23 protein-coding genes and 1 riboswitch are annotated in these 24,262 nt (G+C 72.1%); of the genes, 5 read left to right on the top strand and 18 right to left on the bottom strand.

Features of this window, described 5'->3' with window-relative positions; all coding sequences use genetic code 11:
• Positions 1-94: 94 nt before the first annotated feature.
• The 4 genes from IM697_RS15595 to IM697_RS15580 form a co-directional block, all read right to left on the bottom strand.
• A complete protein-coding gene (locus tag IM697_RS15595; RefSeq protein ID WP_194048283.1) occupies positions 95-235 on the bottom strand; it encodes an SCO1431 family membrane protein in 141 nt (46 codons plus the stop codon).
• Positions 236-296: 61 nt separating this feature from the next.
• Positions 297-1,655 (bottom strand): peptidase C39 family protein, encoded by a 1,359-nt coding sequence (locus IM697_RS15590; RefSeq protein ID WP_194048282.1) that lies wholly within the window; start codon positions 1,653-1,655, stop codon positions 297-299.
• Positions 1,656-1,903: 248 nt separating this feature from the next.
• Positions 1,904-3,358: an amino acid permease gene (locus tag IM697_RS15585; RefSeq protein WP_228044688.1), complete on the bottom strand. Its 1,455-nt coding sequence runs from the start codon at positions 3,356-3,358 to the stop codon at positions 1,904-1,906.
• Positions 3,359-3,482: 124 nt separating this feature from the next.
• Complete coding sequence (locus IM697_RS15580) at positions 3,483-4,436, bottom strand: hypothetical protein (protein WP_194048280.1); 954 nt, start codon at positions 4,434-4,436, stop codon at positions 3,483-3,485.
• A 209-nt stretch (positions 4,437-4,645) separates the two neighbouring features.
• Here IM697_RS15580 and IM697_RS15575 point away from each other — a divergent pair, with 209 nt between their 5' ends.
• Positions 4,646-5,299, top strand: a complete 654-nt coding sequence (locus IM697_RS15575) for a uridine kinase family protein (RefSeq protein ID WP_194048279.1) — start codon at positions 4,646-4,648, stop codon at positions 5,297-5,299.
• A 430-nt stretch (positions 5,300-5,729) separates the two neighbouring features.
• A complete protein-coding gene (locus IM697_RS15570; RefSeq protein WP_194048278.1) occupies positions 5,730-7,595 on the top strand; it encodes an AAA family ATPase in 1,866 nt (621 codons plus the stop codon).
• Between the two features lie 61 nt (positions 7,596-7,656).
• On the opposite strand, the gene IM697_RS15565 is transcribed toward IM697_RS15570, so the two are convergent.
• The 9 genes from IM697_RS15565 to IM697_RS15525 form a co-directional block, all read right to left on the bottom strand.
• Positions 7,657-8,745 carry a hemolysin family protein gene (locus IM697_RS15565; protein ID WP_194048277.1) on the bottom strand — a complete coding sequence of 363 codons (1,089 nt, stop codon included), beginning with the start codon at positions 8,743-8,745 and terminating at the stop codon, positions 7,657-7,659.
• Entirely contained in the window at positions 8,742-10,067 is a 1,326-nt protein-coding gene (locus IM697_RS15560) for a hemolysin family protein (RefSeq protein ID WP_194048276.1), read from the bottom strand. Before IM697_RS15560 ends, IM697_RS15565 begins: the two co-directional genes overlap by 4 nt.
• 236 nt (positions 10,068-10,303) lie before the next feature.
• The gene (locus IM697_RS15555) at positions 10,304-10,759 is read right to left on the bottom strand and encodes a PH domain-containing protein (protein WP_194048275.1); all 456 of its coding nucleotides are present in this window, start codon (positions 10,757-10,759) and stop codon (positions 10,304-10,306) included.
• 11 nt (positions 10,760-10,770) lie between these two features.
• Complete coding sequence (hisG, locus tag IM697_RS15550) at positions 10,771-11,622, bottom strand: ATP phosphoribosyltransferase (protein ID WP_194048274.1); 852 nt, start codon at positions 11,620-11,622, stop codon at positions 10,771-10,773.
• 48 nt (positions 11,623-11,670) lie between these two features.
• On the bottom strand, positions 11,671-11,943 hold the full coding sequence (locus tag IM697_RS15545; protein ID WP_031486114.1) for a phosphoribosyl-ATP diphosphatase: 273 nt from the start codon (positions 11,941-11,943) through the stop codon (positions 11,671-11,673).
• Positions 11,944-11,977: 34 nt separating this feature from the next.
• The gene (ribH, locus tag IM697_RS15540) at positions 11,978-12,463 is read right to left on the bottom strand and encodes a 6,7-dimethyl-8-ribityllumazine synthase (RefSeq protein ID WP_194048273.1); all 486 of its coding nucleotides are present in this window, start codon (positions 12,461-12,463) and stop codon (positions 11,978-11,980) included.
• Positions 12,464-12,488: 25 nt separating this feature from the next.
• Complete coding sequence (locus IM697_RS15535) at positions 12,489-13,844, bottom strand: bifunctional 3,4-dihydroxy-2-butanone-4-phosphate synthase/GTP cyclohydrolase II (protein WP_194048272.1); 1,356 nt, start codon at positions 13,842-13,844, stop codon at positions 12,489-12,491.
• A complete protein-coding gene (locus tag IM697_RS15530; protein ID WP_194048271.1) occupies positions 13,841-14,482 on the bottom strand; it encodes a nicotinamide mononucleotide transporter family protein in 642 nt (213 codons plus the stop codon). The genes IM697_RS15535 and IM697_RS15530 overlap by 4 nt, the downstream gene beginning before the upstream one ends.
• Positions 14,479-15,096 (bottom strand): riboflavin synthase, encoded by a 618-nt coding sequence (locus IM697_RS15525; protein WP_194048270.1) that lies wholly within the window; start codon positions 15,094-15,096, stop codon positions 14,479-14,481. The genes IM697_RS15530 and IM697_RS15525 overlap by 4 nt, the downstream gene beginning before the upstream one ends.
• 146 nt (positions 15,097-15,242) lie before the next feature.
• Positions 15,243-15,373: riboswitch (FMN riboswitch) on the bottom strand.
• 318 nt (positions 15,374-15,691) lie between these two features.
• Between IM697_RS15525 and IM697_RS15520 the strand changes: the two genes are divergently transcribed.
• Both IM697_RS15520 and IM697_RS15515 read left to right on the top strand, forming a co-directional pair.
• Positions 15,692-16,579: an RNA polymerase sigma-70 factor gene (locus IM697_RS15520; protein WP_194048269.1), complete on the top strand. Its 888-nt coding sequence runs from the start codon at positions 15,692-15,694 to the stop codon at positions 16,577-16,579.
• Positions 16,580-16,670: 91 nt separating this feature from the next.
• Positions 16,671-17,426, top strand: a complete 756-nt coding sequence (locus tag IM697_RS15515; RefSeq protein WP_194048268.1) for an SDR family oxidoreductase — start codon at positions 16,671-16,673, stop codon at positions 17,424-17,426.
• Positions 17,427-17,745: 319 nt separating this feature from the next.
• On the opposite strand, the gene IM697_RS15510 is transcribed toward IM697_RS15515, so the two are convergent.
• Positions 17,746-19,020 (bottom strand): ROK family transcriptional regulator, encoded by a 1,275-nt coding sequence (locus tag IM697_RS15510; protein WP_194048267.1) that lies wholly within the window; start codon positions 19,018-19,020, stop codon positions 17,746-17,748.
• A gap of 150 nt (positions 19,021-19,170) precedes the next feature.
• On the opposite strand from IM697_RS15510, the gene IM697_RS15505 reads away from it, so the two are divergent.
• On the top strand, positions 19,171-20,382 hold the full coding sequence (locus IM697_RS15505; RefSeq protein WP_194048266.1) for an MFS transporter: 1,212 nt from the start codon (positions 19,171-19,173) through the stop codon (positions 20,380-20,382).
• A gap of 17 nt (positions 20,383-20,399) precedes the next feature.
• Here IM697_RS15505 and IM697_RS15500 read toward each other — a convergent pair whose 3' ends face one another.
• The 4 genes from IM697_RS15500 to IM697_RS15485 are packed head-to-tail and all read right to left on the bottom strand — an operon-like array spanning position 20,400 to position 24,173.
• On the bottom strand, positions 20,400-21,887 hold the full coding sequence (locus IM697_RS15500; RefSeq protein WP_194048265.1) for a glycosyltransferase 87 family protein: 1,488 nt from the start codon (positions 21,885-21,887) through the stop codon (positions 20,400-20,402).
• The gene (locus tag IM697_RS15495; protein ID WP_194048264.1) at positions 21,884-22,807 is read right to left on the bottom strand and encodes a class I SAM-dependent methyltransferase; all 924 of its coding nucleotides are present in this window, start codon (positions 22,805-22,807) and stop codon (positions 21,884-21,886) included. Before IM697_RS15495 ends, IM697_RS15500 begins: the two co-directional genes overlap by 4 nt.
• Positions 22,804-23,445 carry a TIGR04282 family arsenosugar biosynthesis glycosyltransferase gene (locus IM697_RS15490; RefSeq protein ID WP_194049723.1) on the bottom strand — a complete coding sequence of 214 codons (642 nt, stop codon included), beginning with the start codon at positions 23,443-23,445 and terminating at the stop codon, positions 22,804-22,806. Before IM697_RS15490 ends, IM697_RS15495 begins: the two co-directional genes overlap by 4 nt.
• A gap of 11 nt (positions 23,446-23,456) precedes the next feature.
• Positions 23,457-24,173 (bottom strand): glycosyltransferase family 2 protein, encoded by a 717-nt coding sequence (locus IM697_RS15485; protein ID WP_407699653.1) that lies wholly within the window; start codon positions 24,171-24,173, stop codon positions 23,457-23,459.
• Positions 24,174-24,262 lie beyond the last annotated feature (89 nt).

Raw genomic sequence — 24,262 nt, 5'->3', positions numbered from 1 at the left:
TCACCGACTGCTCGTTCGAGTCTGGTCGACTTTGACAGGACTTTTGAACAACAGGGTCGACATATGTCCGACAAGCGGCTCAATGTGTGTCAGGTCACAACAGGCCGAGCTGAGTGACGAGCATCGCGACGACCACGACGAGGGTCCAGCCCATGATGTGCTCGACGATCTTCGGGCCGTCTCCCTCGGGACCGCCGGTGCGGACCCGGGCGGCGATGGCGGAGTGCGCGGTCATGTGCCCCACCCTGCCACCGCGAGCGGCCCGTGCGGCAGAGACGTTCCTCACGTCCGCCCGCTCAGCGCACCCCCACGGCGGCGAGCGCGGCCCGCTGGCCCGGGGTCGGACGCGCCGGGAAGTAGAGGTAGCAGACGCCTCCGGTCCCGGAGACCACCTTGCCCTGGGCGTTGTACCGCTTGGTCCGCAACCAGATGTTCTCCCACTCGCGCCGCTGGTAGACGCGCCGCACCGCCTCGTTGCTCGGTGAGTTCGGGTCGTTGGCGATCACGTCGCCGTCGGCGGTGAAGCCGATGACGGTCATCAGATGCCCGGCGGTGCCGTACCCCGCCCCGGTGAGCTCCGACTCCAGGAAGGACTGGGACGTGATGGCCGGGATGCCCGCCGCGATCAGCCTCTCCACGTCGGTGAGCGAGCCGAGCCGGGTGACGACGCCCTGCAGGCCCTCGAAGGTGGCCGCGTAGGCGGCGTTGAACGGCCAGTTTCCGCAGCCCTCGTACTGGTGGTCGAAGGTGAACCGGGCCGCGTGGCAGACCTGCGGGTCCGCGAACGACGGGTCGACCCAGGCCAGCTGTTCGGGGGTGAGCCGGGCGCCCCAGTACTCGACGATCATCTGCGAGGAGGTGGGGCTGCACCAGGCCTCGCCGCCGTTGTCGTACTCCGGGTACTGGCCGATGTGGATCTCCTGCGAGTAACGCGGGACGATCAGCTCCCGGGCGAGGCCGGGGGTGGAGGCCGGGACGGTGAAGCGGTCGGGGACGTCGGAGCCCATGGCGCCGACCCGCCAGACCCTGGGGGTGAGCTTCGTACCGGGCTCGCGGTACAGGGTCAGCCGCAGCCGGTATGCGGTGAGGCGCAGCCCGGTCGCCGGGTCGTCGATGGCGAGCGTGTCGGTCCAGACGCTGCTCCTGCCGTCGCTCTGGTCGTCCACCGAGGTCCGGCGGATGTCCTGGTCGCCCGCGGCCCAGCGGCCCATCACGTACCAGGGGGTGGCGGTGCCGTCGGAGTACGTGCCCCGCAGCTCGATCTGGAGCCAGGTGCCCTCGGGGGTGTGGGCGTTCCAGGAGGCGATCGCCTCGGTCGCGGGGACGGAGAGGCGGTGGACGGGGGACGTCCAGGTCGCGTACTCCCAGCGGGCGGTCCGGCCGGTGTGCGGGTCCGTGTAGTCGGTGGTGCCGGCGGGCGTGGCGATCACGATGCCGGGGCGCTTGCCGGCGACGGTACGGGTGCCGTTCGCGGTGCCGGTGCGCCAGTCGGCGTACGTGGTCCAGGCGCGGTTGTCGACGGTGCGGGCCGGGGTGTCGGTGACGGCATCGGCCGGCTCGTCGGCGGCGGCCGCCGGGCTCGCGCCGCCCGCCACGGCCGCGACGACCGCGGCGGCGAGGACGGTTCTGCGGGACGGCTGTTCGGCGCTGCTCATGGGCGGAAGACCCCCAGGTGTCCGAGTCGGGCGGCTCCTGTGCACGGCTGTCCGCCAACTATGACCCCACAGGGCGGCCGCTACCAGCACTTCGGCCCCCTGGCGTGGCTACGAATATTGGTGTCGACCACTGGCGTCGGAACGGGTGCCCGGCGGCCCCAACCCCCTTACAGGAGGGGCGAGATGAGCGAGCCGGGCCCCCGGTGCGCACCGCCGCCGCGGTGTGCACCGGGGCCGATGACAGCCCGTCAGACCAGGTCCATCGCCGCGACCTCGTCGGGACGGCCGTAGCTGACCGGGCCGTGGAAGCGGCGCCGGGCGGTGGTGAACCACCACGCCGTGGCCACTGCCAGGACGACGGCCAGGGCGACCGGCGCGTAGTTGAACGAGTCGACGGTCACCGGCGCGGACTGCGGCAGCATGAACAGCACGCTGCTGAGCACGATCCAGGTCACCGCGACGATCCCGACCGGCCTGCCCCAGCGGCCCAGGTGCCAGGGGCCCGGCTGGAACTCGTCGCCGAGCCGCAGCCTCAGCAGGATCGGCACGGCGTAGGCGAGGAACAGCCCGACCACGTTGACACTGACGATGGCCGTGAACGCCGTGTGCGACCACCAGCCGGGCATCACGAGCGCCAGTGAGCAGCAGACGGCCAGCCACACCGCCTTGACGGGCGTGCGGGTGCGCGGCGAGACCGAGTGCCACCAGCGGGAGCCGGGCATCGCGCCGTCCCGCGAGAAGGCGAAGATCTGCCGGGTGTTGCTGGTGAGATTGGCCAGGCCGCAGAAGAGCATCGCCCCGATCACGATCAGCAGCAGCACCTTGGCGGTGCCCACGCCGAGGCCGTCGATCAGGATCTGCACGGGCGGTGCGTCGGCACTCGCCACCCGGTCCTCATCGCGAATGCTGTAGACCAATGCGAGCATCAGCAGCAGTCCCGCGATTGCCGAGTATCCGATCGCCCGGGTGATCCCCTTCGGCGCGTTCACCGTCGCGCGGACCGTTTCCTCCGACATGTGGAAACTGCCGTCGAAGCCGGTGAAGGTCCAGCTCGTCACCAGCAGTCCGAGCATCCCGCCGTAAAGGGCGCTGGTGAAACCGGTGTTGTTGGCGAAATGCGTGACGTAGGAAGCCGGCTGATGGTGATCGGGAATCACGATCAGGGCGGTCACGATCACCACGAGTCCGCTGAGCAGCCACCACACGGAGATCCGGTTCAGTACGGCGACCAGTTGCACGGTGTAGGTGTTGGCGAGCCCCTGCACCACGATGATCAGGGCCGTGATCAGCACCGTGCGGTGGCCGGTCGCCTCGTACGAGGGCCACTGGAGGGCGATGAAGGCCTGGATGAAGGTGGCGGCGGCGTACCCGGTGGCGGCGGTGCCGCCGACCTGGCCCACGAAGTTCAGCCAGCCGGTGTACCAGGACCAGGCGCCCTTGTGCCGTTTGGCGAGTTTCCCGGCGGAGAAATACAGTGCACCGCTCGTCGGATAGGCCGAGGCGACTTCCGCCATCGCTGCTCCCACGAAGAGCACCATGACGGAGACGCCGATCCAGCCGAAGACGAGAATGCTCGGGCCGCCCGCGTTCAGACCGAACCCGAAGCCCGAGAAGATACCCGAGATGATGTTGATGATGGTGAACGAGATGGCGAAGTTGTCGAACGCCTGAAAGCGCCGTGTGAGTTTTCTCGGATAACCCATCGCATGCAGCGTGGCGTCATCGTCGAGCGCGATCGGATCCGCTCCCCCGCGCGCTCGGGCGCGCGGTGCGGATATCCGTTGTGGCACGGGCCGGACCTTTCTCTCGGTGGGGGGTGGCGGTCCGTCAGGCGGTCGGTACGGGCAGTCCGCAGGCGCGGCGCGCCCGGGACAGCTGCTCGGCCGGGTCGCCGAAGACGGACCAGGGCATGCGCGAGGCGTAGGGGCCCATCGCCGTGAAGACGGCGCGCGCCTGCGTCTCGCACCCGGCCATGACCAGGGCATGCGCGAGGTAGGCCAGGTCCAGGACCGGAGTGAAGGGATAGCCGGCCACCGTGGGCAGCCAGTTGTGGTGGATCGCCAGCGCGGTCGCGCGCCACTGCGGCTGCTCCCAGACCCGGTCGGCGAGCAGCTGGGTGGGGTCGTAGCACTCGACGAGGGCGACCAGCGGAAGCAGGCGCAGCGGTGAGTCGGCGGGCGCGCGCTGGCCGAGGAAGGCGGCGACGTCCCAGGCGGCGGTCACGGAGCCGCCGTAGCGGGGGAAGAAAGTGGCCAGGAAGCGATGGTGGGCCTCGCGGTGCCAGGGGTCGAGCGAGAGGACGTGCGCAAACAGGCGCCACGGTCCGGGCGGTGCGGTCAGCAGTCCGCGCGGCGCCTGTTCGCGCAGCCGGTGCAGCCGGGCCATGGCCAGCTTGGCCACCCAGGGCGTGGGATCGGCGCCGCCCTCCGTCGCCGCCCGGTCGCAGGCGGCCAGCGCTATCCGCTCCAGCGCCTCGGTGCGCGGGTCACGCGCGTCGGCCGCGCGCAGCGCCCGCAGCACGGCGACCCGCGCCCACATCAGCGCGGCCTCGGGGCCGGGCTCCTCCGCCAGCCAGCGCTCGACGAGGTCGGAGTCGGCGGCCTCCGAGGCGAGCACCAGGGAGCGGTGGGCCCGCAGCCGGAAGTCGCCGCGGGTTTCGGCCAGGGCGTCGCGCGCGCTCAGATAGCGCCCGGCCCGGACATCGACGCATACGCTCGCCAGCACGCGGTCGTCGGCCGCCGGATGCCACACATACTGCCCTTCGAATAACCCCGCGGCCATGCGTCCCAGCCCATCCCCGTTGCGTCATCCCACAGTTGCGCACCAGGCACCCTACTCAGCGTGGGCCTCAACCGGAACGTCGATTTCACTGTGGTGGCCGGAGTTTTTCGGCAACATTGCGGACAGCGGCCGGCTAGTTCAAAGCGACACCTTTTCTCTTCTCGTCGCCGCATCCGCTTTCACCCGCTACTAGAATGTTCCAACGAAATATGCCCACCTCCGCTTCGCTTTCGGGAAAAACGATTCACGTCCTCGCCACCCGGCTCCGCCGTCTCCCCCCGTCCTGCGGCCCCGTCCGCCTGATCGGCGTCGACGGGCACGCCGGCTCCGGAAAGTCCACGTTCGCCGGGCAGTTGGCCCGGGCACTGGACGACGCCCCGGTGCTGCACCTCGACGACATCGCCAGCCACGACGAGCTGTTCGAGTGGACCGAGCGCCTGCTGACCCAGGTGATCGCACCGCTCGCGCGCGGCGAGACCGCCCACTACACCCCCTACGACTGGCGGGCCCGCCGATTCGGACCGCCGCTGCCCCTGCCGCCCGCCCCGGTGATCGTCATCGAGGGCGTCGGCGCCGGCCGCCGCGCGCTGCGTCCGTATCTCGCCGAGCTGGCCTGGATGGAGCTGCCGCACGAGGACTCCTGGGCCCGGGGGCGTTCACGGGACGGGGAGGAGCAGCGGGAGTTCTGGGACCGCTGGGTCAGGGCGGAGCGCAGACACTTCGCCGACGACCCTTCCAGGCCCTTCGCCGACCTTCTGGTTCGACAGTGCGGAATGGGATATGAGGTGGTTCCTGGGCCTGCCGGGACCGTTGGACCGGACCAGCTCATCACACAGGGTGACGACCCATCGGCAATGTGCTGAACTTGTGAAGAACCCCGTCGGCCAAGTTCCCGGAGTGCCTCAACTCGGCTTGACCCGGGGGCCGTACAGGACTTACGTTCTCAATGTGCGGTCATTCGAGACCGCCCGAAGACGCGAAGCCCCCGGTTGTTCCCCCGTGATCGGGGGCTTCGTTCTGCCCTCACCCCCTTTTTCCGGGCGCCGAGAGGCGCGATTTGCTCACCCTCGGTCACCGAGCGCGCTCCCCCGGATCTGCTCCCACCTCGCCAAACGGCCGGTGCGGCACCCTGGGGCGGGCCCCTCCCTCGCAGGTACGATGCCCTCGGTGCGACCTACGGACGGCTGCTCTGCGCACCGTTGCAACTCCGGTCCACGGTACGGCCGTTCGATCAAGGTGGCCGGCGGGCGGGCGGCCGGTCAACCGACGGGGGCACGGTTTGTGGGGGACGTGATGGACTTCGGCACGCAGGGCCCCGAGGCCCCGGCCGACCTCGCCTGGCTGCGAGGTGTGGATGCCTACACGATGGGGGCGTATCCGCAGGCGGAGGAGGAGTTCCGCACCGCGGTGCGGATCGATCCCGGGATGGCCGACGGCTGGCTCGGCCTGCACGCGCTGCGCGTCGACACGACGACGGCGCTGCTGCGGATGTTCCGGCACCGGGAGCGCTTCGGGGAGCAGCGCGCCCGGCACCGGCGCACGCTCAACTCCTGGTACTGGCTGGGCTGGTGGGTGCAGCCGGTGCTGGAGAGCCCCCGCGATCTGCTGCTGGCGCACGCCTCGCACTGGCTGGACGGCCGGCACGTCCCGGAGCTGGACCGGGCGCTCGCCGGGCTCCCGCCCGTGGACACCGACCACCAGGTCCGCTTCCTGCACGCCTGCCGCGCGTATCTGGTGAAGGACTGGGAGCAGCTCGTACGCCACACCGACCCGCTGCTCGACGATCCGATGCTCGGCATCGAGGCCGGCCTGTTCGGCGGCATGGCGCGGGTGCGGCTGGAGATGTACGGGCAGGCCGAGCCCCTGCTGTCGGCCGCGCTGATGCGGTGCCGCAGTGAGCAGCCGCAGCGCAAGGAGCTGCGGTACTGGCTGGCGCGGGCGCACGAGGGCACGGGCCGGTCGGCGGCCGCGCTCCCCCTGTACCGCGCCGTGCATCGCGTCGACCCCGCCTTCATGGACACCTCGGCCCGGCTCGCGGCCATCGCCGAGGGCGACGGGTACGACGACCCGACCGACCTCGCGGCGATCACGCTCACCGGGTTCGGCGGGGACATGGGCGACGGGACCGACGGGCTGGACCCGCTGTTCGGCACCGAGGGCCGGGACCTGAAGCTGTCCGACCCGGACCTGCCGCCGAACGGGCCGCTGTCGTCGGCGGTGGATCCGGCGGTGCGCCAGAAGACGGGCGTACCGTCGCAGCCGCTGCCCGCCGGGCCGACCGATCCGCAGTTACTCGAGGAGGCGCTCGCCGAGCTCGAGCGCATGGTGGGGCTCGAGCCCGTCAAGCGCCAGGTCAAGGCGCTGTCCGCCCAGTTGAACATGGCCCGGCTGCGGGCCGGGCAGGGGCTGCCGGTGCAGCCGCCGAAACGGCACTTCGTCTTCTCCGGCCCCTCGGGCACCGGCAAGACCACGGTCGCGCGCATCCTGGGCCGGGTCTTCTACGCCCTCGGGCTGCTCGGCGGCGACCATCTCGTGGAGGCCCAGCGGGCCGATCTGGTCGGCGAGTATCTGGGCCAGACGGCCGTGAAGGCCAACGAACTCATCGACTCCGCGCTCGGTGGCGTGCTGTTCGTGGACGAGGCGTACTCCCTGTCCAACACCGGCTACGGCAAGGGCGACGCGTACGGCGACGAGGCCCTTCAGGTGCTGCTGAAGCGGGCCGAGGACAACCGGGACCACCTGGTGGTGATCCTCGCCGGCTATCCCGAGGGCATGGACCGGCTGCTGGCCGCGAACCCCGGTCTGTCCTCGCGCTTCACGACCCGGGTGGACTTCCCGTCGTACCGGCCTCTTGAGCTCACCTCGATCGGCGAGGTGCTGGCCGCGGAGAACGGGGACGTGTGGGACGAGGAGGCGCTGGAGGAGCTGCGGTCGATCGCCGGGCACGTGGTCGATCAGGGGTGGATCGACGAGCTGGGCAACGGGCGGTTCCTGCGGACGCTGTACGAGAAGAGCTGTGCGTACCGGGATCTGCGGTTGACGACTTATCCGGGGGCGTTGACGAGGGACGACTTGTCGACACTTCGGTTGCCGGATCTGATGCAGGCGTATGGGGAAGTGCTGTCGGGCAGGGGTCCGCAGGATCCGTCGGCCACGTAGAAGGCGGAGCCGGCGCGGGCGGGCGATCCAGCCACCTGCCCGCACCAGCGCCGGGCACTTGCTACCCCGCCAACGCCCCCTCCGGCTCCCCGCTGCTCAGTCGCGGCGCCGTGACCCGCACCTCCGGCAACTCCCGGTGCGCCGGATCCCGTACCTCGCCCACCAGGAGTTCCAGTACGTCCTCCAGGGCGACGAGACCCAGGACCTTGCCGGACGCGTCGGCCACCTGGGCCAGATGGGTCGCGGCGCGGCGCATCACCGTCAGGGCGTCGTCCAGGGGGAGTTCGGAGCGCAGGGTCGTCATCGGGTGCCAGACCTGCTGGGGCACCGCGCGCTCCGACTCCTCCAGGTCCAGTACGTCCTTCACATGCAGATAGCCCATGAAGGCGCCGGTCTCCGCCGCCACCGGGAAGCGGGAGTACCCGGTGCGGGCGGTGAGCGCGACGATCTGGCCGGGGGTGACCGAGGGGCTGACGGTGACCAGGGACTCGCGCTTGAGCAGCACATCCGTCACCGGGCGGGAGCCCAGCTCCAGGGCGTCCTCCAGGCGCTCCTGCTCCTCCGGGTCGAGCAGACCGGCCTGGCCGGAGTCCTCGACGAGCCGGTTGAGCTGCTCGCTGGTGAACACCGCCTCGACCTCGTCCTTCGGCTCGACACGGAACAGCCGCAGGATGGCCTGGGCGACGGCGCCGAGGGCCACGGTGATCGGCCGGCAGAAGCGGGCGAAGTAGACCAGGCCGGGGCTGAGCCACAGCGCGACCTTCTCCGGCGCCGCCATCGCCAGGTTCTTCGGCAGCATCTCGCCGATGACCAGGTGGAAGAAGACCACCGCGGCGAGCGCGATGACATAGGTGAGCGGGTGGATCATGCCGTCCGGAAGGTGGATCCACTCGAACAGCGGCTCCAGCAGGTGCGCCACCGTGGGCTCCGCGACCGCGCCGAGCGTCAGCGAGCAGACGGTGATGCCGAACTGGGCCGCCGCCATCATCTCCGGCAGCCGCTCCAGGCCGTACAGAACCTTGCGGGCCCGTGCGGTGCCGAGCGGTTCGATCTGGCTGCGGCGGACCGAGACGAGGGCGAACTCGGCGCCGACGAAGAAGCCGTTGGCGAGCACGAGCAGTGCGGCGAAGACGAGTTGGAGCACGCTCATCGGGCGACCTCCACCACGGCCCCGGTCCGCACCAGGCGGACGCGCTCGGCGCGGTAGTGGCCGACCCGGCGCACCGACAGCCGCCAGCCCGGCAGCTCCGCCTTGTCGCCGACGGCCGGGATGCGCCCGAGCAGGTCGGCGACCAGTCCGGCGACGGTCTCGTACGGCCCCTCGGGCACGTCGAGTCCTATGCGCTGGAGGATGTCGACTCGGCAGCTGCCGTCGGCGTCCCACGCCGGGCGGCCGTCCTCCGGCGGGGCGGCGGCGAGTTCCGGCAGGTCCTGGCCGTCGTGCTCGTCGCGGACCTCGCCGACGATCTCCTCGACGATGTCCTCCAGCGTGACCACGCCGGCCGTGCCGCCGTACTCGTCGACGACGACGGCGATGGGCTGCTCACTGCGCAGCTGGGCGAGGAGCGGCTGGACCGGCAGGGTCTCGGGGACCAGCAGCGCGGGGCGGGCGATACGGCCGACCGGGGTGCGCAGACGTTCACCCGAACGGATCGCCAGGGCGTCCTTCAGATGGACCATGCCGACGATCTCGTCGATCTTCTCCCGGTAGACCGGGAAGCGGGACAGACCGGTCGCGCGGGTCAGGTTCACCACGTCCTCGGCGGTGGCCGACGACTGCAGCGCGCTGACCTTCACGCGCGGGGTCATGACGTGCTGCGCGGTGAGCTCGCCGAGCGACAGGGTCCGTACGAAGAGATCCGCCGTGTCCTGTTCGAGGGCGCCGGCCTGGGCGGAGTGCCGGGCCAGGGAGACGAGTTCGCCGGGGGTGCGAGCGGAGGCCAGCTCCTCGGCGGGCTCGATGCCCAGCGCGCGGACGAGGCGGTTGGCGACGGAGTTCAGCGCGGCGATCACCGGGCGGAACAGCCGTGCGAAGACGTGCTGCGGGCCGGCGACGAAGCGCGCGACCTGCATCGGCCGGGACACCGCCCAGTTCTTGGGCACGAGTTCGCCGATCACCATCTGCACGGCCGAGGCCAGCAGCATGCCGACGACCACGGCGACACCGGACACCGCGCCCTCGGGGACGCCGATCGCCGTGAACGGGCCGCCCAGCAGGTCGGCCAGCGCCGGTTCGGCGAGCATGCCGACCACGAGGGAGGTGATGGTGATGCCGAGCTGGGTGCCGGAGAGCTGGAAGGACAGTTCCTTGAGCGACTCGACGACCCGGCGGGCCCGTCGGTCGCCTTCCGCGGCGGCCTTCTCGGCGTCCGTCGCCTCGACCGTGACCAGGCCGAACTCGGCGGCCACGAAGAAGCCGTTGGCGAGAATCAGGAGGAACGCGGCTGCCAGGAGCAGCAGGGGGATGCTCATGATGCCGCCGCCCCGGTATGTCGGGAGGGGGCGGCGCAGGTACTACAGGACGATCCGTCCATCGCTGGAGGGAATCACTCCTCGGGTAGCAGGGGGCCTCTGAAGACCGGTTGGAACTTCAGGTCGGAACATCAGTGGCGGAGGCGCCACGAAAACGCCTCCGCCAACAGATTAATCAAGACATCGCGATTTACGTCAGGGTGAACGTCTCCCTGTGCGCCCGATGGCCGTCCGAGTCAGCCCTCATGGTCCTCGGGCTCCCTGATGGCACGGGCCTCGGCGAGCGCCCGCAGGGTGCGCGCGTCGGCGATGGCGCGCTGCTTGGCGATGCCCGGCTGGATGCCGAGCGCGGGCAGGCTGGTGCCGTCGCTGAGATCGAGGAACACCCAGGGGTCACCCGGGCGGAGGTTCACCTGGAGGATCTCGGCCCAGTCCAGACGGCGTTTGGTGGCGATGTTCACCACGGTGACGCCGGACTCGTCGGCGACGACCCTCACGCGCGCCAGCATGGCCAGCGCGCCGAACATCAGCGCGCCGGTGAGGATGAAGCTGAGGCGCTCCCCCGGGCCGAGCTTCTCCAGGAGCAGCGCGACCGCCGTGATGACGACGAAGATCGCGGCGCCCGCGGTGAGCAGGACGGCCCGGGTGCGGCCCGGCCGGAACGTGACGGGAAGGGCAGGCAGTTCGGACATCGCAGTGCTCTCTACAGACGGCAGGCGTGGATGGCCGTGGTCAGGATGGCCCGGGCGCCGATGTCGTACAGGTCGTCCATGATGCGCTGGGCTTCCTTGGCGGGGACCATCGCACGGACGGCGACCCAGCCCTCGTTGTGCAGCGGCGAGACGGTCGGGGACTCCAGGCCCGGGGTGAGGGCGACGGCGTTCTCGAGCTGCTCGACGCGGCAGTCGTAGTCCATCATCACGTACGTCCGGGCGACCAGGACGCCCTGGAGGCGGCGCAGGAACTGCTGCACCTTGGGCTCCTCGCCGTCCGCGCCGGTGCGGCGGATGACGACGGCCTCGGACTTCATGATCGGCTCGCCGACGACCTCCAGTCCGGCGTTGCGCAGCGAGGTGCCGGTCTCGACGACGTCCGCGATGACCTGGGCGACACCGAGCTGGATGGCGGTCTCGACGGCGCCGTCGAGGTGGACGACGGAGGCGTCGATGCCGTTGTCGGCGAGGTGCTTGGCGACGATGCCCTCGTAGGAGGTGGCGACGGTCTTGCCGTTGAGGTCCGCCAGGTCGTCGCCGACGGTGCCGGGCCTGGTGGCGAAGCGGAAGGTGGAGCGGGCGAAGCCGAGCGGCAGGATCTCCTCGGCGTTGGCGCCGGAGTCGATCAGCAGGTCACGCCCGGTGATGCCGATGTCGAGCTGGCCGGAGGCGACGTAGATGGCGATGTCGCGGGGGCGCAGGTAGAAGAACTCGACGTCGTTCTCGGGGTCGACGATCCGCAGTTCCTTGGACTCGCGCCGCTGCTGGTAGCCGGCCTCATGCAGCATCTCCGCCGCAGGGCCGGACAGTGAACCCTTGTTGGGGACGGCGATGCGCAGCATGAGGTCGGCTTCCTTCGTTCGCTCTTACGGTGTGCGGGGCGGTGGTGCTCAGAGGTGGGCGTAGACGTCGTCCAGGGAGATCCCGCGGGCGACCATCATCACCTGGACGTGGTACAGCAGCTGGGAGATCTCCTCGGCTGCCGCTTCCTTGCCCTCGTACTCGGCGGCCATCCAGACCTCGGCGGCCTCCTCGACGACCTTCTTGCCGATGGCGTGGACGCCCTTGCCGACGAGTTCGGCGGTGCGGGAGGTGGCGGGGTCGCCGTTTGCGGCCTTGTGCTGGAGCTCGGTGAAGAGCTCCTCGAACGTCTTCTTGGACATGGTGGCGCCCACTTTACGCGTAGTGCCGGTCCACCTAGCGCCACGGTTCAGATACTGAGCGGAGAGTCGCGGCGGTGGCCACCGCCGCGGTCACCGCCTCGTGCCCCTTGTCCTCGGTGGACCCCTCGATACCGGCCCGGTCCAGGGCCTGCTCCTCGGTGTCGCAGGTCAGCACGCCGAAGCCGACCGGGACGCCGGTCTCGACCGAGACCTGGGTCAGGCCCTGGGTCACGCCCTGGCAGACGTACTCGAAGTGGGGGGTGCCGCCGCGGATGACGACGCCGAGGGCCACGATCGCGTCGTAGCCGCGGCCCGCGAGGACCTTGGCGACCACCGGCAGCTCCCAACTGCCGGGGACCCGCAGCAGGGTCGGCTCGTCGATCCCCAGGTCGTGCAGGGCGCGCAGGGCGCCGTCCACCAGTCCGTCCATCACCTTCTCGTGCCACTGTGCCGCGATGACCGCGACCCGCAGGTCGCCCACATTGCGTACGGACAGCTCCGGTGCGCCCTTGCCGCTCACGTTCTTGAGTCTCCTCGGTGTGCTCTTACTGGTTGGTGCAGGGGGACAGCGCGGCCTCGGGGGCGGCGTCCAGCCAGGGCAGGTCGTGCCCCATCCGGTCGCGCTTGGTGCGCAGGTAGGTCAGGTTGTGCTCGCCCGCGGTCACGGGCATCGGCTCCCGCTCGGTGACCTCGATGCCGTGGCCGAGCAGGGCGGCGGTCTTGTCGGGGTTGTTGGTCAGCAGGCGCACGCTGCGCACGCCGAGGTCGGCCAGGATCCGTGCGCCGGCGCCGTAGTCGCGGGCGTCGGCGGGCAGGCCCAGTTCGAGGTTGGCGTCCAGGGTGTCGCGGCCGCGCTCCTGGAGTTCGTAGGCGCGCAGCTTGGACATCAGGCCGATGCCGCGGCCCTCGTGTCCACGCAGATAGACGACGACGCCGCGGCCCTCGTCCTGGATGCGCTCCAGGGCCGCCCGGAGCTGGGGGCCGCAGTCGCAGCGCAGGGAGTGGAAGACGTCCCCGGTGAGGCATTCGGAGTGCACGCGGACGACGACGTCCTCGCCGTCGCCGATCTCGCCGTGCACGAGCGCGACATGCTCGACGCCGTCGGCGGTGGATCGGTAGCCGTACGCCGTGAAGGCGCCGTGGGCGGTGGGCAGGTGGACCTCGGCCTCGCGGCGCACGGTGGGCGGCGCGGCCGGGGCCGGCTCCTGCTGGACCGGCTGCCGCTCGACCGGCTGCGGGCGCTCGGCGTCGCGGCGGTAGGCGATCAGGTCCTCGATGGAGACGATGGTCAGGCCGTGCTTGCGGGCGAACGGGATCAGCTCGGGCAGCCGCAGCATCTCGCCGTCCTCGCCGGCGATCTCGACGATGGCGCCGGCCGGGCGCAGGCCGGCGAGCCGGGCGAGGTCGACGGCGGCCTCGGTGTGGCCGTCGCGGACCAGCACGCCACCGGGCCGGGCGCGCAGCGGGAAGATGTGGCCGGGGCGGACGAGGTCCGACGGCTCCGCCTTGCCGCTCGCGAGGAGCTGCAGCGTGGTGGCCCGGTCGGAGGCCGAGATGCCCGTGGTCACACCGTGGGCGGCGGAGGCGTCCACGGAGACCGTGAAGGCGGTCTTCATCGACTCGGTGTTGTCCGCGACCATCTGCGGCAGTTCGAGCCGGTCCAGCTCCTCGGGCTCCATGGGCGCGCAGATCAGGCCGCGGCACTCGCTCATCATGAAGGCGACGATCTCGGGGGTCGCGTGCTCGGCGGCGATGACGAGGTCGCCCTCGTTCTCCCGGTCCTCGTCGTCGACGACCACGACCGGGCGGCCGGCCGCGATGTCGGCGATGGCCCGCTCGATCGGGTCGAGCGTGAGGTCCTCGACGCCCTCGGTGCTGTACAGAATCGGTGCCGCGGTCATGCCGGCGCTCCTTCCAGGACGGGCCGCGCGTCGTTGCGGGAGCGCAGCCACCAGTCGCGCATGCCCCACAGGACGAGTGCGCCGTAGATGACGTAGACGAAGCCGGAGAAGGCGTAGCCGTTGGCGAAGTTGAGGGGCACGCCGACCAGGTCGACGAGCAGCCAGGCGAACCAGAACTCGACCATGCCGCGCGCCTGGGCGTACATGGCGACGACGGTGCCGACGAAGATGTAGGCGTCCGGCCAGGGGTCCCAGGACAGGGTCGGGTACGCCTCGAAGAGCAGCGCCACCGAGACGGTGCCCACGGCGGCCGCGGCGGCCATCGCCCCGCGCTCGCGCCAGGTGGCGAACCGGACGCTGATGTGGCCGTCCGCCCCCTGGTCCTTGCCGCGCTGCCACTGCCACCAGCCGTACAGGGCGACGAGCATGACGATCGCCTGCTTGCCGGCGCTGCCGGTCAGATGGCCGAAGAAGGCGCCGAAGAGGATCAGGCCGGCGAGGAACTGCACGGGCCAGGTCCATATGGAGCGCCGCCAGCCGAGGGCGAGGGCGGCGAGACCGAAGAGGTTGCCGACCATGTCCGACCAGAGGATGTGCTGGCCGAACAGGGCGAAGGCCTCGGAGTTCAGCGAGTTCACCGGCCCGCCGCCCCTTCGGAGGAGATCCGGTCGCCCAGCATCCGCTCGACGTACTTGGCGATGACGTCGACCTCCAGGTTGACCGGGTCGCCGGGCTGCTTGTGGCCCAGGGTGGTCAGATCGAGGGTGGTGGGGATGAGGCTGACGGTGAAGTAGTCGGGGCCGGCGTCGACCACGGTCAGGCTGATGCCGTCGACGGTGATGGAGCCCTTCTCGACGACGTACCGGGACAGGTCCGCGGGGAGCGAGACCTTCACGATCTCCCAGTTGTCGGAGGGCTTGCGCTCCAGCACCTCGCCGGTGCCGTCGACGTGGCCCTGCACGATGTGCCCGCCGAGGCGCGCGCCCACGGCGGTGGGGCGCTCCAGGTTGACGCGGGAGCCGACGGTGAGGACGCCCAGGCTGGAGCGGTTGAGGGTCTCGGCCATGACATCGGCGGTGAACTCGTCGCCCTCGTGGTCGACGACCGTGAGGCAGACGCCGTTCACCGCGATGGAGTCGCCGTGCTTCGCGCCGTCGGTGACGACGGGGCCGCGCACTCGGAAGCGACAGGCGTCGTCGAGGATCTCGACGGCGGTGACCTCGCCCAGCTCTTCGACGATTCCGGTGAACACTTCCCGGGTCCTCCTGCCTCATTCGGGCACGGACTCCGGGGCCTGTCGATGACGACAGAATGTACGAGCGAGAGCACCGGGGCGACGCCGGACAGGGCTCGCCTCATGGACGAACCGGTACGGCGGCGCGCATGAATGCCCGCCCGCCGCGCACTGCCTCCCATCCGGACTTTAACCGTCGGTCCAGGAATTTCACCTGGTCAACCGGCCGCTGGAGGCGACCGGGTCGCGGACTGTAACCGCCGGTTCGGACTTTCACCGACCCCGGAGTGCGCTGCTTCTGGTACAGGGCCAGTGTGCCACGCCTGATCGATGTCCATACAGGCGAAGGGTGTGGGTTGCCTCACAGGCTCCCTCGCTGGACTTCCACGGCCGCCCCCGGCGCACCCAACTGCCTTCCATGGAAATGGCATTGATGCTGGTCCGTACCTATTGACGCTGTGGTCTAGTCCTCTCTAGGGTGCGGGAACCTCCTCGTCCTCGGACCCCTCTTCCAGTGGAGCCCCCGCAGACGACCCGGCGGCGGTGACGACGGCCCTTGCCCGCCGCCGGGTCCCCCACCTTCGTGCCGACGGCGCTCTGGCAGGGTGAGGGCATGACGACCGCGATCGCCGAAGAGTTCGAGACCCACCGTTCCCGGCTGTTCGGCCTCGCGTATCGCATGCTCGGCTCCGCCGAGGAGGCCGAGGACACCGTCCAGGACGCGTATCTGCGTTTCAGCGGCGCCGACCGCGACGGGATCGAGCATCCGGCGGCCTGGCTCGCCAAGGTCGTCACCAACCTCTGCCTGAGCCGGCTGACCTCCGCGAGGGCCCGGCGCGAGCAGTACGTGGGCCCCTGGCTGCCGGAGCCGGTGATCACCTCGGACGGCACGCTGGGGCCGCTGGAGTCCGCCGAGCAGCGGGACGCCGTGTCCCTGGCGATGCTGGTGCTCCTGGAGCGGCTCACACCGACCGAGCGGGCGGTGTACGTGCTGCGGGAGGCGTTCGGTTACGGCCACCGGGAGATCGCCGAGGCGCTGGAGCTGACCGAGGCGAACTGCCGCCAGCTCTACCGGCGGGCGGTCCAGCGGGTGGGTGAGCCGCGCTCGCGGTTCGAGTCGAGTCCCGAGCGGCAGGAGGAACTCGTCGCGTCCTTCGTCGCAGCGGCACGGGACGGTGATCTGGCCCGGCTGGAGAAGCTGCTGGCGGCCGACGTGGTCTGGTCGAGCGACAGCGGTGGCAAGGTGTCGGCGGCCCGGCGGCCGGTCGAGGGCCGTGAGAAGGTGTCCCGCTTCGTGCTGGGCGTGACACAGAAGTTCCTGGCCGGCGTGGACGTCGCGGCTGTCGAGATCAACGGTGCGATCGCGCTGGCCGCGTGGGCGGGGGACACGCTGCTCTGGGTCGCGGCGTTCGAGCTGCGGGACGGCCTGATCACGCATGCGCGGGCCGTGATGAACCCGGACAAGCTGGACTTCGTACGCCGTCAGCTCGCGCGGGCATAGCGGGCTGTCACATTTCGCACGGGGTACTCGGTCTCAGCTGACGAGGGGCGCTCCAACCGGGAGTGCCCGGCGCCCGAAGGGACTGAACAGCATGACCACGATCCTGGTGACCGGCGGCACCGGCACGCTCGGCCGGCTCGTCACCGAGCGGCTGCGCGCGGACGGGCACGAGGTGCGGGTGCTCAGCCGGCACTCCCAGCCGTACGCCGTCGATCTGCGCAAGGGCGGTCCCGGTCTGGACGAGGCGCTGGCGGGCGTGGACACGATCGTGCACTGCGCGAGCTCGCCGGGTGGCGGGGACGAGGAGGCGGCACGGCAGCTGATCGCGGCGGCGCGGAGGGCGGCCGTACGGCATCTGGTCTACATCTCGATCGTCGGCGTCGACCGCGTGCCGTTCGGCTACTACAAGGCCAAGCTCGCCGTGGAGCAGTTGGTCGAGGAGTCGGGGCTGGGCTGGACCGTGCTGCGTGCGACGCAGTTCCACGACCTGGTGGCGCGGGTGCTGGGGGCCATGGCCAAGCTGCCGGTCATGCTGCTCCCGGCCCATGTGAAGGACCAGCCCATCGAGGTGGCGGAGGTCGCTGACCGGCTCGCCGAGCTGGCCGTGGCGGCTCCGGCGGGGCGGGTCGAGGACATGGGCGGCCCCGAGGTGCGAACCTTCGACTCCCTGGCCCGCGCCTACCTCAAGGCGACCGGCCGCAAGCGACTCGTCGTGAAGGTGCCGCTGTGGGGCAAGGGGTACCAGGGCTTCCGCTCGGGAGGCCATCTGGCACCGGAGCATGCCGTGGGCAAGGGGACCTTCGAGGAGTTCCTGGGGCGGCGGTCCGGGGGTGGTCGCGGCGTCTGACCGGCGTCTCGCAGCCCGACCCCGAGGCTTCCCGCCGGGGCGGCGGTCCAAGGGCGGGAAGGGCGACTGACCGACGACTCACGACCCGCCTCAGGACTCCCCACCAAAGCGACAGCCCAGGAGCAGGCAGGACGACCGACCGACGACCCACAACCCGCCCCACGCCCCCACCAAAGCGACAGCCCAGGGTGGACGAGGCGCCCAGCCAATGGTTCGCAGCGCGAGTCGGGTGTTGCTCGGGCCGGGGAGCCGCGGGGCCGGGGGGTGGGAGGCGACTGACCGATCATGCGCGGCACGGCCGGGGCTTCTGCCGGGACGGTCAGCGGTCGGGCGGCGCGAACAGCTCCTCCTGGGCCGCGTCGCGCGCCGTGAGCAGTGCCCCACGCAGGACGGCGCCGCCGCCCAGGCCGCTGGGCCGTACGACGGTGGCGAGCGGTGACATCCGGCGGATCCGCTCCTCCACCCGTGCGGCCAGCGGCTCCCCGCCGGCCTGTCCGACCTCCCCGCCGAGGACCACACAGCCAGGGTCGAGGATGGCGACGACGGAGGCGACACCGATGGCGAGGCGGTCGGCGAGGGCGTCGAGGAAGCGGGCGGCGGAGGCCGCGTCACGGGGGACGGGCGCTGCTGCGGCCGTCGGACCGTCGGGGTCCGGCGGGCCACCTCCCGCTTCCCCGCCGCTCGCCTCCGCGACCAGCGCCACCGCCTCCCCCACCACCTCCGCGGCAACGGGCTCGCGCACGGACGCGCCCTCGACGGTGAACCCGTACGCCCCCGCCAGCTCCACGATCCCCGCCGACCCGGCCAGTGAGTGGAACCCGCCCTCGCAGTCCACCGCCGACGGCAGCCCCACCGTCCCCGGCACCGGCAGGAACCCGATCTCGCCGGTGCCGCCGGAGGCGCCGCGGCGCAGGGCGCCGTCGAGGACCACGGCCGCGCCGGTGCCATGGCCCAGCCACAGCAGGACGAAGGTGTCCCGGTCGCGGGCGACGCCGTCGCGCTGTTCGGCGAGGGCGGCGAGGTTGGTCTCGTTCTCGACGGTGACGCGGGCCTCGGGGAGCCGTTCCTGAAGCGTCGCGACCAGGCGGCGGTGCCATTCCGGCAGGCCGGTGGAGTCACGCAGCTCACCGCTCGCCGGGTCGATCAGGCCCGGGGCGCCTATGCCCACCGTGTGGAGCCGGTCCGCCCCCGCCTCCTTCACGACCCGTTCCACCAGCGTCACCGCCTGCTCCACGGCGGGCCCGGTCCCGCTGTCACCGGCGATCGGCACCGACGCCTCGGCGAGCACGGCCCCGACCAGGTCGGACACGACCACGGAGAGGCCCTCGGTACGGACGTCCAGCGCCGCCAGCTGGGCGAGGTCGGCGACGATGCCGTACAGCTTGGCGTTCGGCCCGCGCCGCTGCTCGCCGGCCTCGCCGACGACCGCTATCAGGCCGGCGTCCGTGAGGCGGTCGACGAGGTCGGCGACGGTCGGCCGGGACAGTCCGGTCAGCTGCTTGAGCTGACCCGCCGTCAACGGACCCTCCTGCTGGAGCAGTCGTAGGGCGAGCCGGTCGTTGATGGCCCGGGCGGTGCTCGGGGATGCGGGCATGCCGGGATCCTTCCAGATGGCGGGGCCGGGCCGTACGCGGCCGGGAGTTCGGCAGCGACCACCGGCCCGGAAATCCCCTATCTATCAGGCAGGGTCCCTGATAGTTTACGCCCGACCCGAGCACAGAGCGAGGACCGGAGGGGCCGCACAATGAGTGGGATGGTCTACGACCTGCGCGAAGTCAGGCGTGCCCGGTACGCCGTGGGCGCCGTCTTCGCCGTGCACGGTGCCGTGACCGGCTCGTTCGCGACGCGCGTGCCGTGGATCCAGGACCATGCCGGGGTCAGCGCCGGGCAGTTGGGCCTCGCGCTCGCCTTCCCCGCGCTCGGCGCGTCCCTGGCGATGCCGCTGGCCGGCAGCATCAGCCACCGCTTCGGCGCCCGGAACGCCCTGCGCGGACTGATCGCCCTGTGGACGCTCGCCCTGATCCTGCCCTCCCTGGCCCCCAACCTGCTGACCCTGTGCCTGGCCCTGTTCGTCTACGGCGCCACGGCGGGCATGGCGGACGTGGCGATGAACGCGCTCGGCGTCGAGGTCGAGAACCGCCTCGACCGGTCGATCATGTCGGGCCTGCACGGCATGTGGAGCGCGGGCGCCCTGACCGGCTCGGCGGCCGGCACGCTCGCGGCGCACCTGGGCTCGGACGCCCGGCTGCACCACGCGCTCGCGGCGGTGACGCTCACGCTTCTCGGGGTGGCGGCCTGCCGGTGGGTGCTCGACCTGCAGCCCGCCGAGGACGAGGAGCCGCCGCCCCGGTTCGCGCTGCCGCCCAGGTCCGCGCTGCTCATCGGCGCGGTCGGGTTCTGTGCGGTCTTCGCGGAGGGCGCGAGCCTGGACTGGTCGGCGGTGTATCTCCGGGACCAGCTCGACACCTCGGCCGGTCTCGCGGCGGCCTGCACGACCGGCTTCACGCTCACCATGGCGATCGCCCGGCTCGCCGGCGACAAGGTGGTGGACCGTTACGGCGCGGTGCGCACGGTCCGGTTCAGCGGAATCCTCGCCACCCTCGGCGGGCTGCTCATCGTCGTGTCGGACCGGCCGGCCCTGGCGATGACCGGGTTCGCGCTGCTGGGTCTGGGCATCGCCGTGGTCGTGCCGCTGTGCTTCGCGGCGGCGGGCCGCAGCGGCCCCAACCCCTCGCTGGCCATCGCGGGTGTCGCGACGATCACGTACACCTCGGGTCTGATCGCCCCGAGCGCGATCGGCGGGATCGCCCAGGCGACCAGCCTGATGGTGTCGTTCTGCCTGGTCACCCTGCTGGCGTCCGGACTCGCCATCTTCGCGGGCGTCCTGCGCGCGGGCGACCGCGACCGCCCGAAGGTCAGCAAGCCGGACGCGGCGGTACCCGACCCACGGCCCTGACCGGTCCGGGCGGAGCTTCAGCACCCCTGATCGGCCCGCGTCCGGCCCCAGGAACGAGCGGTCGAGCGGCTGCTGCCGCGCACCCGGATCCGGCGTGCCCCACCCAAGCGCAGCCAGGCGCCGGCCGCGATCACGATGGCCGCGGTGCCGTAGGCCCAGGCCTGGAGGGGGAAGCCGGGCAGGAGGCCGCCGACGAGGTAGAGGGCGGTGCCGGCGAGGCTGACGGCCAGCCATTCCCAGCGGCCGTCCAGGGCCACGAGGGCGATCACGAGCAGGGAGTACCAGGGGTAGTTCGGGGAGAAGAGCAGCAGGGCGACGCCCGTGAGCAGCAGGGCGCCGCGCCAGGGCCGGGCCGGGTCCCCGCGCCACCACACGTACAGGCCGGTCAGCGCCAGCAGCGCGGCCGCGGTCACTCCGGCGGCCGCGTCCGGCAGCAGGAGCCGCAGCAGGGCGAAGCGGCGTACGTGGCCGGGTTCGTAGCCCTCCTCGTGGAGGTAACCGGGCAGGTAGCCGAGGACGCCCGCGCCGGAGGCCACGACGTAGGGCAGGTACGCGAGGGCCACGACGGCGACGGCGGCCGCGGCGACGCGCAGGACGCGGGCCGGGCCGCGCTGTCCGGACAGTGCGCCGGGCAGGGCGAGGACGGGCAGCAGCTTCACCGCGATCGCGGCGCCGAGCAGTGCGCCACGGCGGGTCCCCGCGGTGGCGGTGCCGAGCGCGAGGACGACGAACAGGACGCCGAGGGTGTCGATGTGGGCGTTGTTGACCGCTTCCAGGGTGACCGCCGGGCACCAGGCCCACAGCGCGGCCCGGGCCGGGGCGCGCCGGGGGTCGCCGCGCCGGCGCAGGACGTGGAGCAGGGCGAGGGTCGTGCCGAAGGCGAGGACGGCGCCGCCGACCTGGAGCGGCTTGTGGCGGCTGTCCGGCGGGGACAGCGTGTGCACGGCGAGGTACCAGCCCTCGGCGACCGGGGGGTAGATGGTGGGGACGGCGGGCCGGTTCATACGGACGCACAGGCCGCTGCTCATGTGGGTGAGCCCCGAGCCCTCGCAGGCTTCCTGTGTGGGGAACAGCCACGGGTCGCGCAGATGGGCGAGTTCGGGTGCGGCGGGCGGGTGGGCGTAGGGGGAGATCCCCGCGGCCTGGACGCGGCCGTCCCAGGCGTAGCGGTACATGTCGTTGCTGGTGCGCGGCTGCGCGGTGAGCCCGGCCAGGGCGATCGCGGCCGAGCCGACGAGGACGAGGACGGTCGCGGCACGGGCCGGGACCTTGCGTACGGCCCACACGGCGGCGGCGAACAGGGCCCAGGCGACGCCGTATCCGGCCAGCAGGCGGCCGGTGTCGCCGGCCTGGAGGGTGCCGACGACAACGGCGGTCAGGGCGGCGAGCAGGGCCGCGATCACGGCGACGCGGAGGCGAGCACTCCGTGCGGAGGGGCGCGGGGACGGGGGTGCGGCGTCGGGCCCGGGGTGCTGCTGCCGGTGCGAGGCGGCGACGTCGGTCATGGGCGGTGCGGCCCTCCGTGGGGCGTGGGTCGTACGGTCCCTCCGGGGCGTGCGGGGCGTGCGGCCCCTCCGCGTCGCAGGGGACCTCCGGCGTCGAACTCCGCGTTCGGGCGGCGGAGTTCGAGGAAGGGGCGGTCGTCGGTCGTCCACCGGCCGGTGAGGATCCATCCGGTGGCGTCGGCGGCGTGCAGCAGGGCGGTGGTGCCGACGCGGGCCCAGGGAAAGGGGCGTCCGTGACGGCCGTGGGCGTCCTCGACGCGGACGGTGAGGCGTTCGTCCACGTCCTGCGGCGCGGCCTCGGCCAGCAGGCACCCGCCGGGGCGGAGCAGCTCACGCAGGCGGGCGAGCAGCGCCGTCGGGTCGCCCCCGATGCCGATGTTGCCGTCCATCAGCAGGACCGTGTCCCAGCGGCCTTCTCTGGGCAGCGGGTCGAAGACGGAGCACTGCAGGGCGGCTCCGCCTCGGCGGCGGGTCAGGGCGACGGCGGCCTGGCTGACGTCCACGCCGAGCGCCGTCATCCCCCGGTCCGCCAGGGCGGCCACCAGGCGTCCCGGACCGCAGCCGACGTCCAGGACGGGGCCGGTGCATTGGTGCAGCACACGGGTGTCGGCGGCGTCGGGCGGGGCGCAGAAGCGCTCCACGTCCAGCGGCAGCAGTTCGGCCGCCCCGTCGGTGTGCGGTGCCATGCGGCGCAGGTACAGCGGGCCGCGGCCGGTGCGCAGGGCCCGGTCGTAGGGGTCGTCCGTCCAGGGCCTGCCCGCGTCGACGGGCGTGCGGCGGTCGGTGCGCTCCGCGTGCGCGGGCCGCTGGAGATGGGAGGGCAGCGTGGCGTGCACGAGGTTCTCCTCCGGCCTGGTTCGCTGCGCCGGCTCGGTCCGCCCGGCGACGGCTGTGCGCGTCCCGTGCGCCGTGCCGCTCATCGGACGGGCTCCGCGAGCCGGGCCATGGCGGCGGCGAAGCGGGATCCGGGCGGGCAGCCGGCGACCACCGAGGCGGCGTCGGCGGCGGTGTCCACGTCACGCAGCGGCGGCAGGTCACGGACCGTCAGCCCCGCCTCCGTGAGCCTGCGGCGTTGCAGGGCCCCGGTGCGGTCGGTGGACATCGGGACGCCCCGCACGAGGGCCCCGGCGCGGGACGGGTCCGTCAGGCCCAGGGCCCAGAATCCGCCGTCGGCGGCCGGGCCGAACCAGGCGTCGTACCCGTCGCGGCCGACCTCGGCCAGCAGGTCGGCGGTGAACTGCGGGGTGTCCATGCCGACCAGCAACGCCGGGCCGGCGTCGCAGAGTTCGAAGGCGGCGGCGATGCGCTCGTCGAGGCCGCCGGACGTCTGGGGCACGACCTCGAAGCCGGGCGGCAGCCAGGGGCCGGGGGTGCCGTCGAGGACGAGGATCCGGCGCCGGGCGGGGACCCGGAGCACGGTGTGGAGCGTGTCGGTCAGGGCGGCCTCGGCCAGGGCGGCGGCCTCCCGCGGGGTGTACGGCGGGGTGAGGCGGGTCTTGACCCGGCCGGGCACCGGCTCCTTCGCGATGACCAGCACGGTGAGCGAACCGGCGTTCATACGGAGGGAGTTCATCGGGCGCCTCCCGCGAGGGCGGGGGCGGGGGCGGGGGCGGCGGGCGGCTGCTCGGCGAGGACGGCCCGCATGTCGCGTACGGCCTGCCAGGTGCCGCGCCAGGTGCCGGTGACCTTCGAGCGGCCGGTACGAGGCAGGTAGGGCACGTCGGTCTCCGCCACCCGCCAGCCGGCGTCGGCGGCGCGCGTCACCATCTGCAGCGGATAGCCGGAGCGCCGGTCGGTCAGGCCCAGGGCCGACAGGGACTCCCGGCGGGCCGCGCGCATCGGGCCCAGGTCGTGCAGGCGCAGGCCGGTGCGGCGGCGGACGAGACGGGCCAACTCCAGGTTGGCCAGCCGGGCGTGCAGTGGCCAGGCGCCGCGGGCGGTGGGCCGGCGACGGCCGAGCACGAGGTCCGCGGAACCGTCGAGGACGGGGCCGGCCACGGTGGGCAGCAGTGCGGGGTCGAGGGAGGCGTCGCAGTCGCAGAAGCAGACGACGTCGGCCGTGGCGGCGGTCAGGCCCGCGTGGCAGGCGGCGCCGAAGCCGCGCCGCGGCTCATGGACCACATGCGCCCCCAGACTGCGGGCGAGGTCCGGAGAGCCGTCGGTGGAACCGTTGTCGACGACGATCGCGCGCCAGCCGGGCGGGATCCGTTCCAGCACCCACGGCAGGGCCTCGGCCTCGTCGAGGCAGGGGAGCACGACGTCCACGGAGGAGGGGGAAGTCTCGATCACCTCACTCACCCTACGGATATAAAACAGACAAAAGGGATCCCATGACCTTACGGATCACTGACGTCGCGCGCAGCCTCCGATCGCGG

It is taken from the genome of Streptomyces ferrugineus (assembly GCF_015160855.1).
GTDB lineage: Bacteria > Actinomycetota > Actinomycetes > Streptomycetales > Streptomycetaceae > Streptomyces > Streptomyces ferrugineus.
The sequence above is the reverse complement of the archived record's forward strand: the minus strand, read 5'-3'. Positions and strand labels throughout refer to the sequence as shown.

What these genes read in the sequence shown, in the direction of transcription:
- IM697_RS15570 (WP_194048278.1), top strand. Translation starts at nt 5,730, where the DNA reads ATGGACTTCGGCACGCAGGGCCCCGAGGCCCCGGCCGACCTCGCCTGG.
- IM697_RS15490 (WP_194049723.1), bottom strand. Translation starts at nt 23,445, where the DNA reads ATGAACGCCGGTTCGCTCACCGTGCTGGTCATCGCGAAGGAGCCGGTG.
- IM697_RS15515 (WP_194048268.1), top strand. Translation starts at nt 16,671, where the DNA reads ATGACCACGATCCTGGTGACCGGCGGCACCGGCACGCTCGGCCGGCTC.
- IM697_RS15520 (WP_194048269.1), top strand. Translation starts at nt 15,692, where the DNA reads ATGACGACCGCGATCGCCGAAGAGTTCGAGACCCACCGTTCCCGGCTG.
- IM697_RS15580 (WP_194048280.1), bottom strand. Translation starts at nt 4,436, where the DNA reads ATGGCCGCGGGGTTATTCGAAGGGCAGTATGTGTGGCATCCGGCGGCC.
- IM697_RS15575 (WP_194048279.1), top strand. Translation starts at nt 4,646, where the DNA reads ATGCCCACCTCCGCTTCGCTTTCGGGAAAAACGATTCACGTCCTCGCC.
- IM697_RS15565 (WP_194048277.1), bottom strand. Translation starts at nt 8,745, where the DNA reads ATGAGCGTGCTCCAACTCGTCTTCGCCGCACTGCTCGTGCTCGCCAAC.
- IM697_RS15510 (WP_194048267.1), bottom strand. Translation starts at nt 19,020, where the DNA reads ATGCCCGCATCCCCGAGCACCGCCCGGGCCATCAACGACCGGCTCGCC.
- IM697_RS15505 (WP_194048266.1), top strand. Translation starts at nt 19,171, where the DNA reads ATGAGTGGGATGGTCTACGACCTGCGCGAAGTCAGGCGTGCCCGGTAC.
- IM697_RS15545 (WP_031486114.1), bottom strand. Translation starts at nt 11,943, where the DNA reads ATGTCCAAGAAGACGTTCGAGGAGCTCTTCACCGAGCTCCAGCACAAG.
- IM697_RS15560 (WP_194048276.1), bottom strand. Translation starts at nt 10,067, where the DNA reads ATGAGCATCCCCCTGCTGCTCCTGGCAGCCGCGTTCCTCCTGATTCTC.
- IM697_RS15535 (WP_194048272.1), bottom strand. Translation starts at nt 13,844, where the DNA reads ATGACCGCGGCACCGATTCTGTACAGCACCGAGGGCGTCGAGGACCTC.
- IM697_RS15585 (WP_228044688.1), bottom strand. Translation starts at nt 3,358, where the DNA reads ATGGGTTATCCGAGAAAACTCACACGGCGCTTTCAGGCGTTCGACAAC.
- IM697_RS15555 (WP_194048275.1), bottom strand. Translation starts at nt 10,759, where the DNA reads ATGTCCGAACTGCCTGCCCTTCCCGTCACGTTCCGGCCGGGCCGCACC.
- IM697_RS15595 (WP_194048283.1), bottom strand. Translation starts at nt 235, where the DNA reads ATGACCGCGCACTCCGCCATCGCCGCCCGGGTCCGCACCGGCGGTCCC.
- IM697_RS15500 (WP_194048265.1), bottom strand. Translation starts at nt 21,887, where the DNA reads ATGACCGACGTCGCCGCCTCGCACCGGCAGCAGCACCCCGGGCCCGAC.
- IM697_RS15590 (WP_194048282.1), bottom strand. Translation starts at nt 1,655, where the DNA reads ATGAGCAGCGCCGAACAGCCGTCCCGCAGAACCGTCCTCGCCGCCGCG.
- hisG (WP_194048274.1), bottom strand. Translation starts at nt 11,622, where the DNA reads ATGCTGCGCATCGCCGTCCCCAACAAGGGTTCACTGTCCGGCCCTGCG.
- IM697_RS15495 (WP_194048264.1), bottom strand. Translation starts at nt 22,807, where the DNA reads ATGAGCGGCACGGCGCACGGGACGCGCACAGCCGTCGCCGGGCGGACC.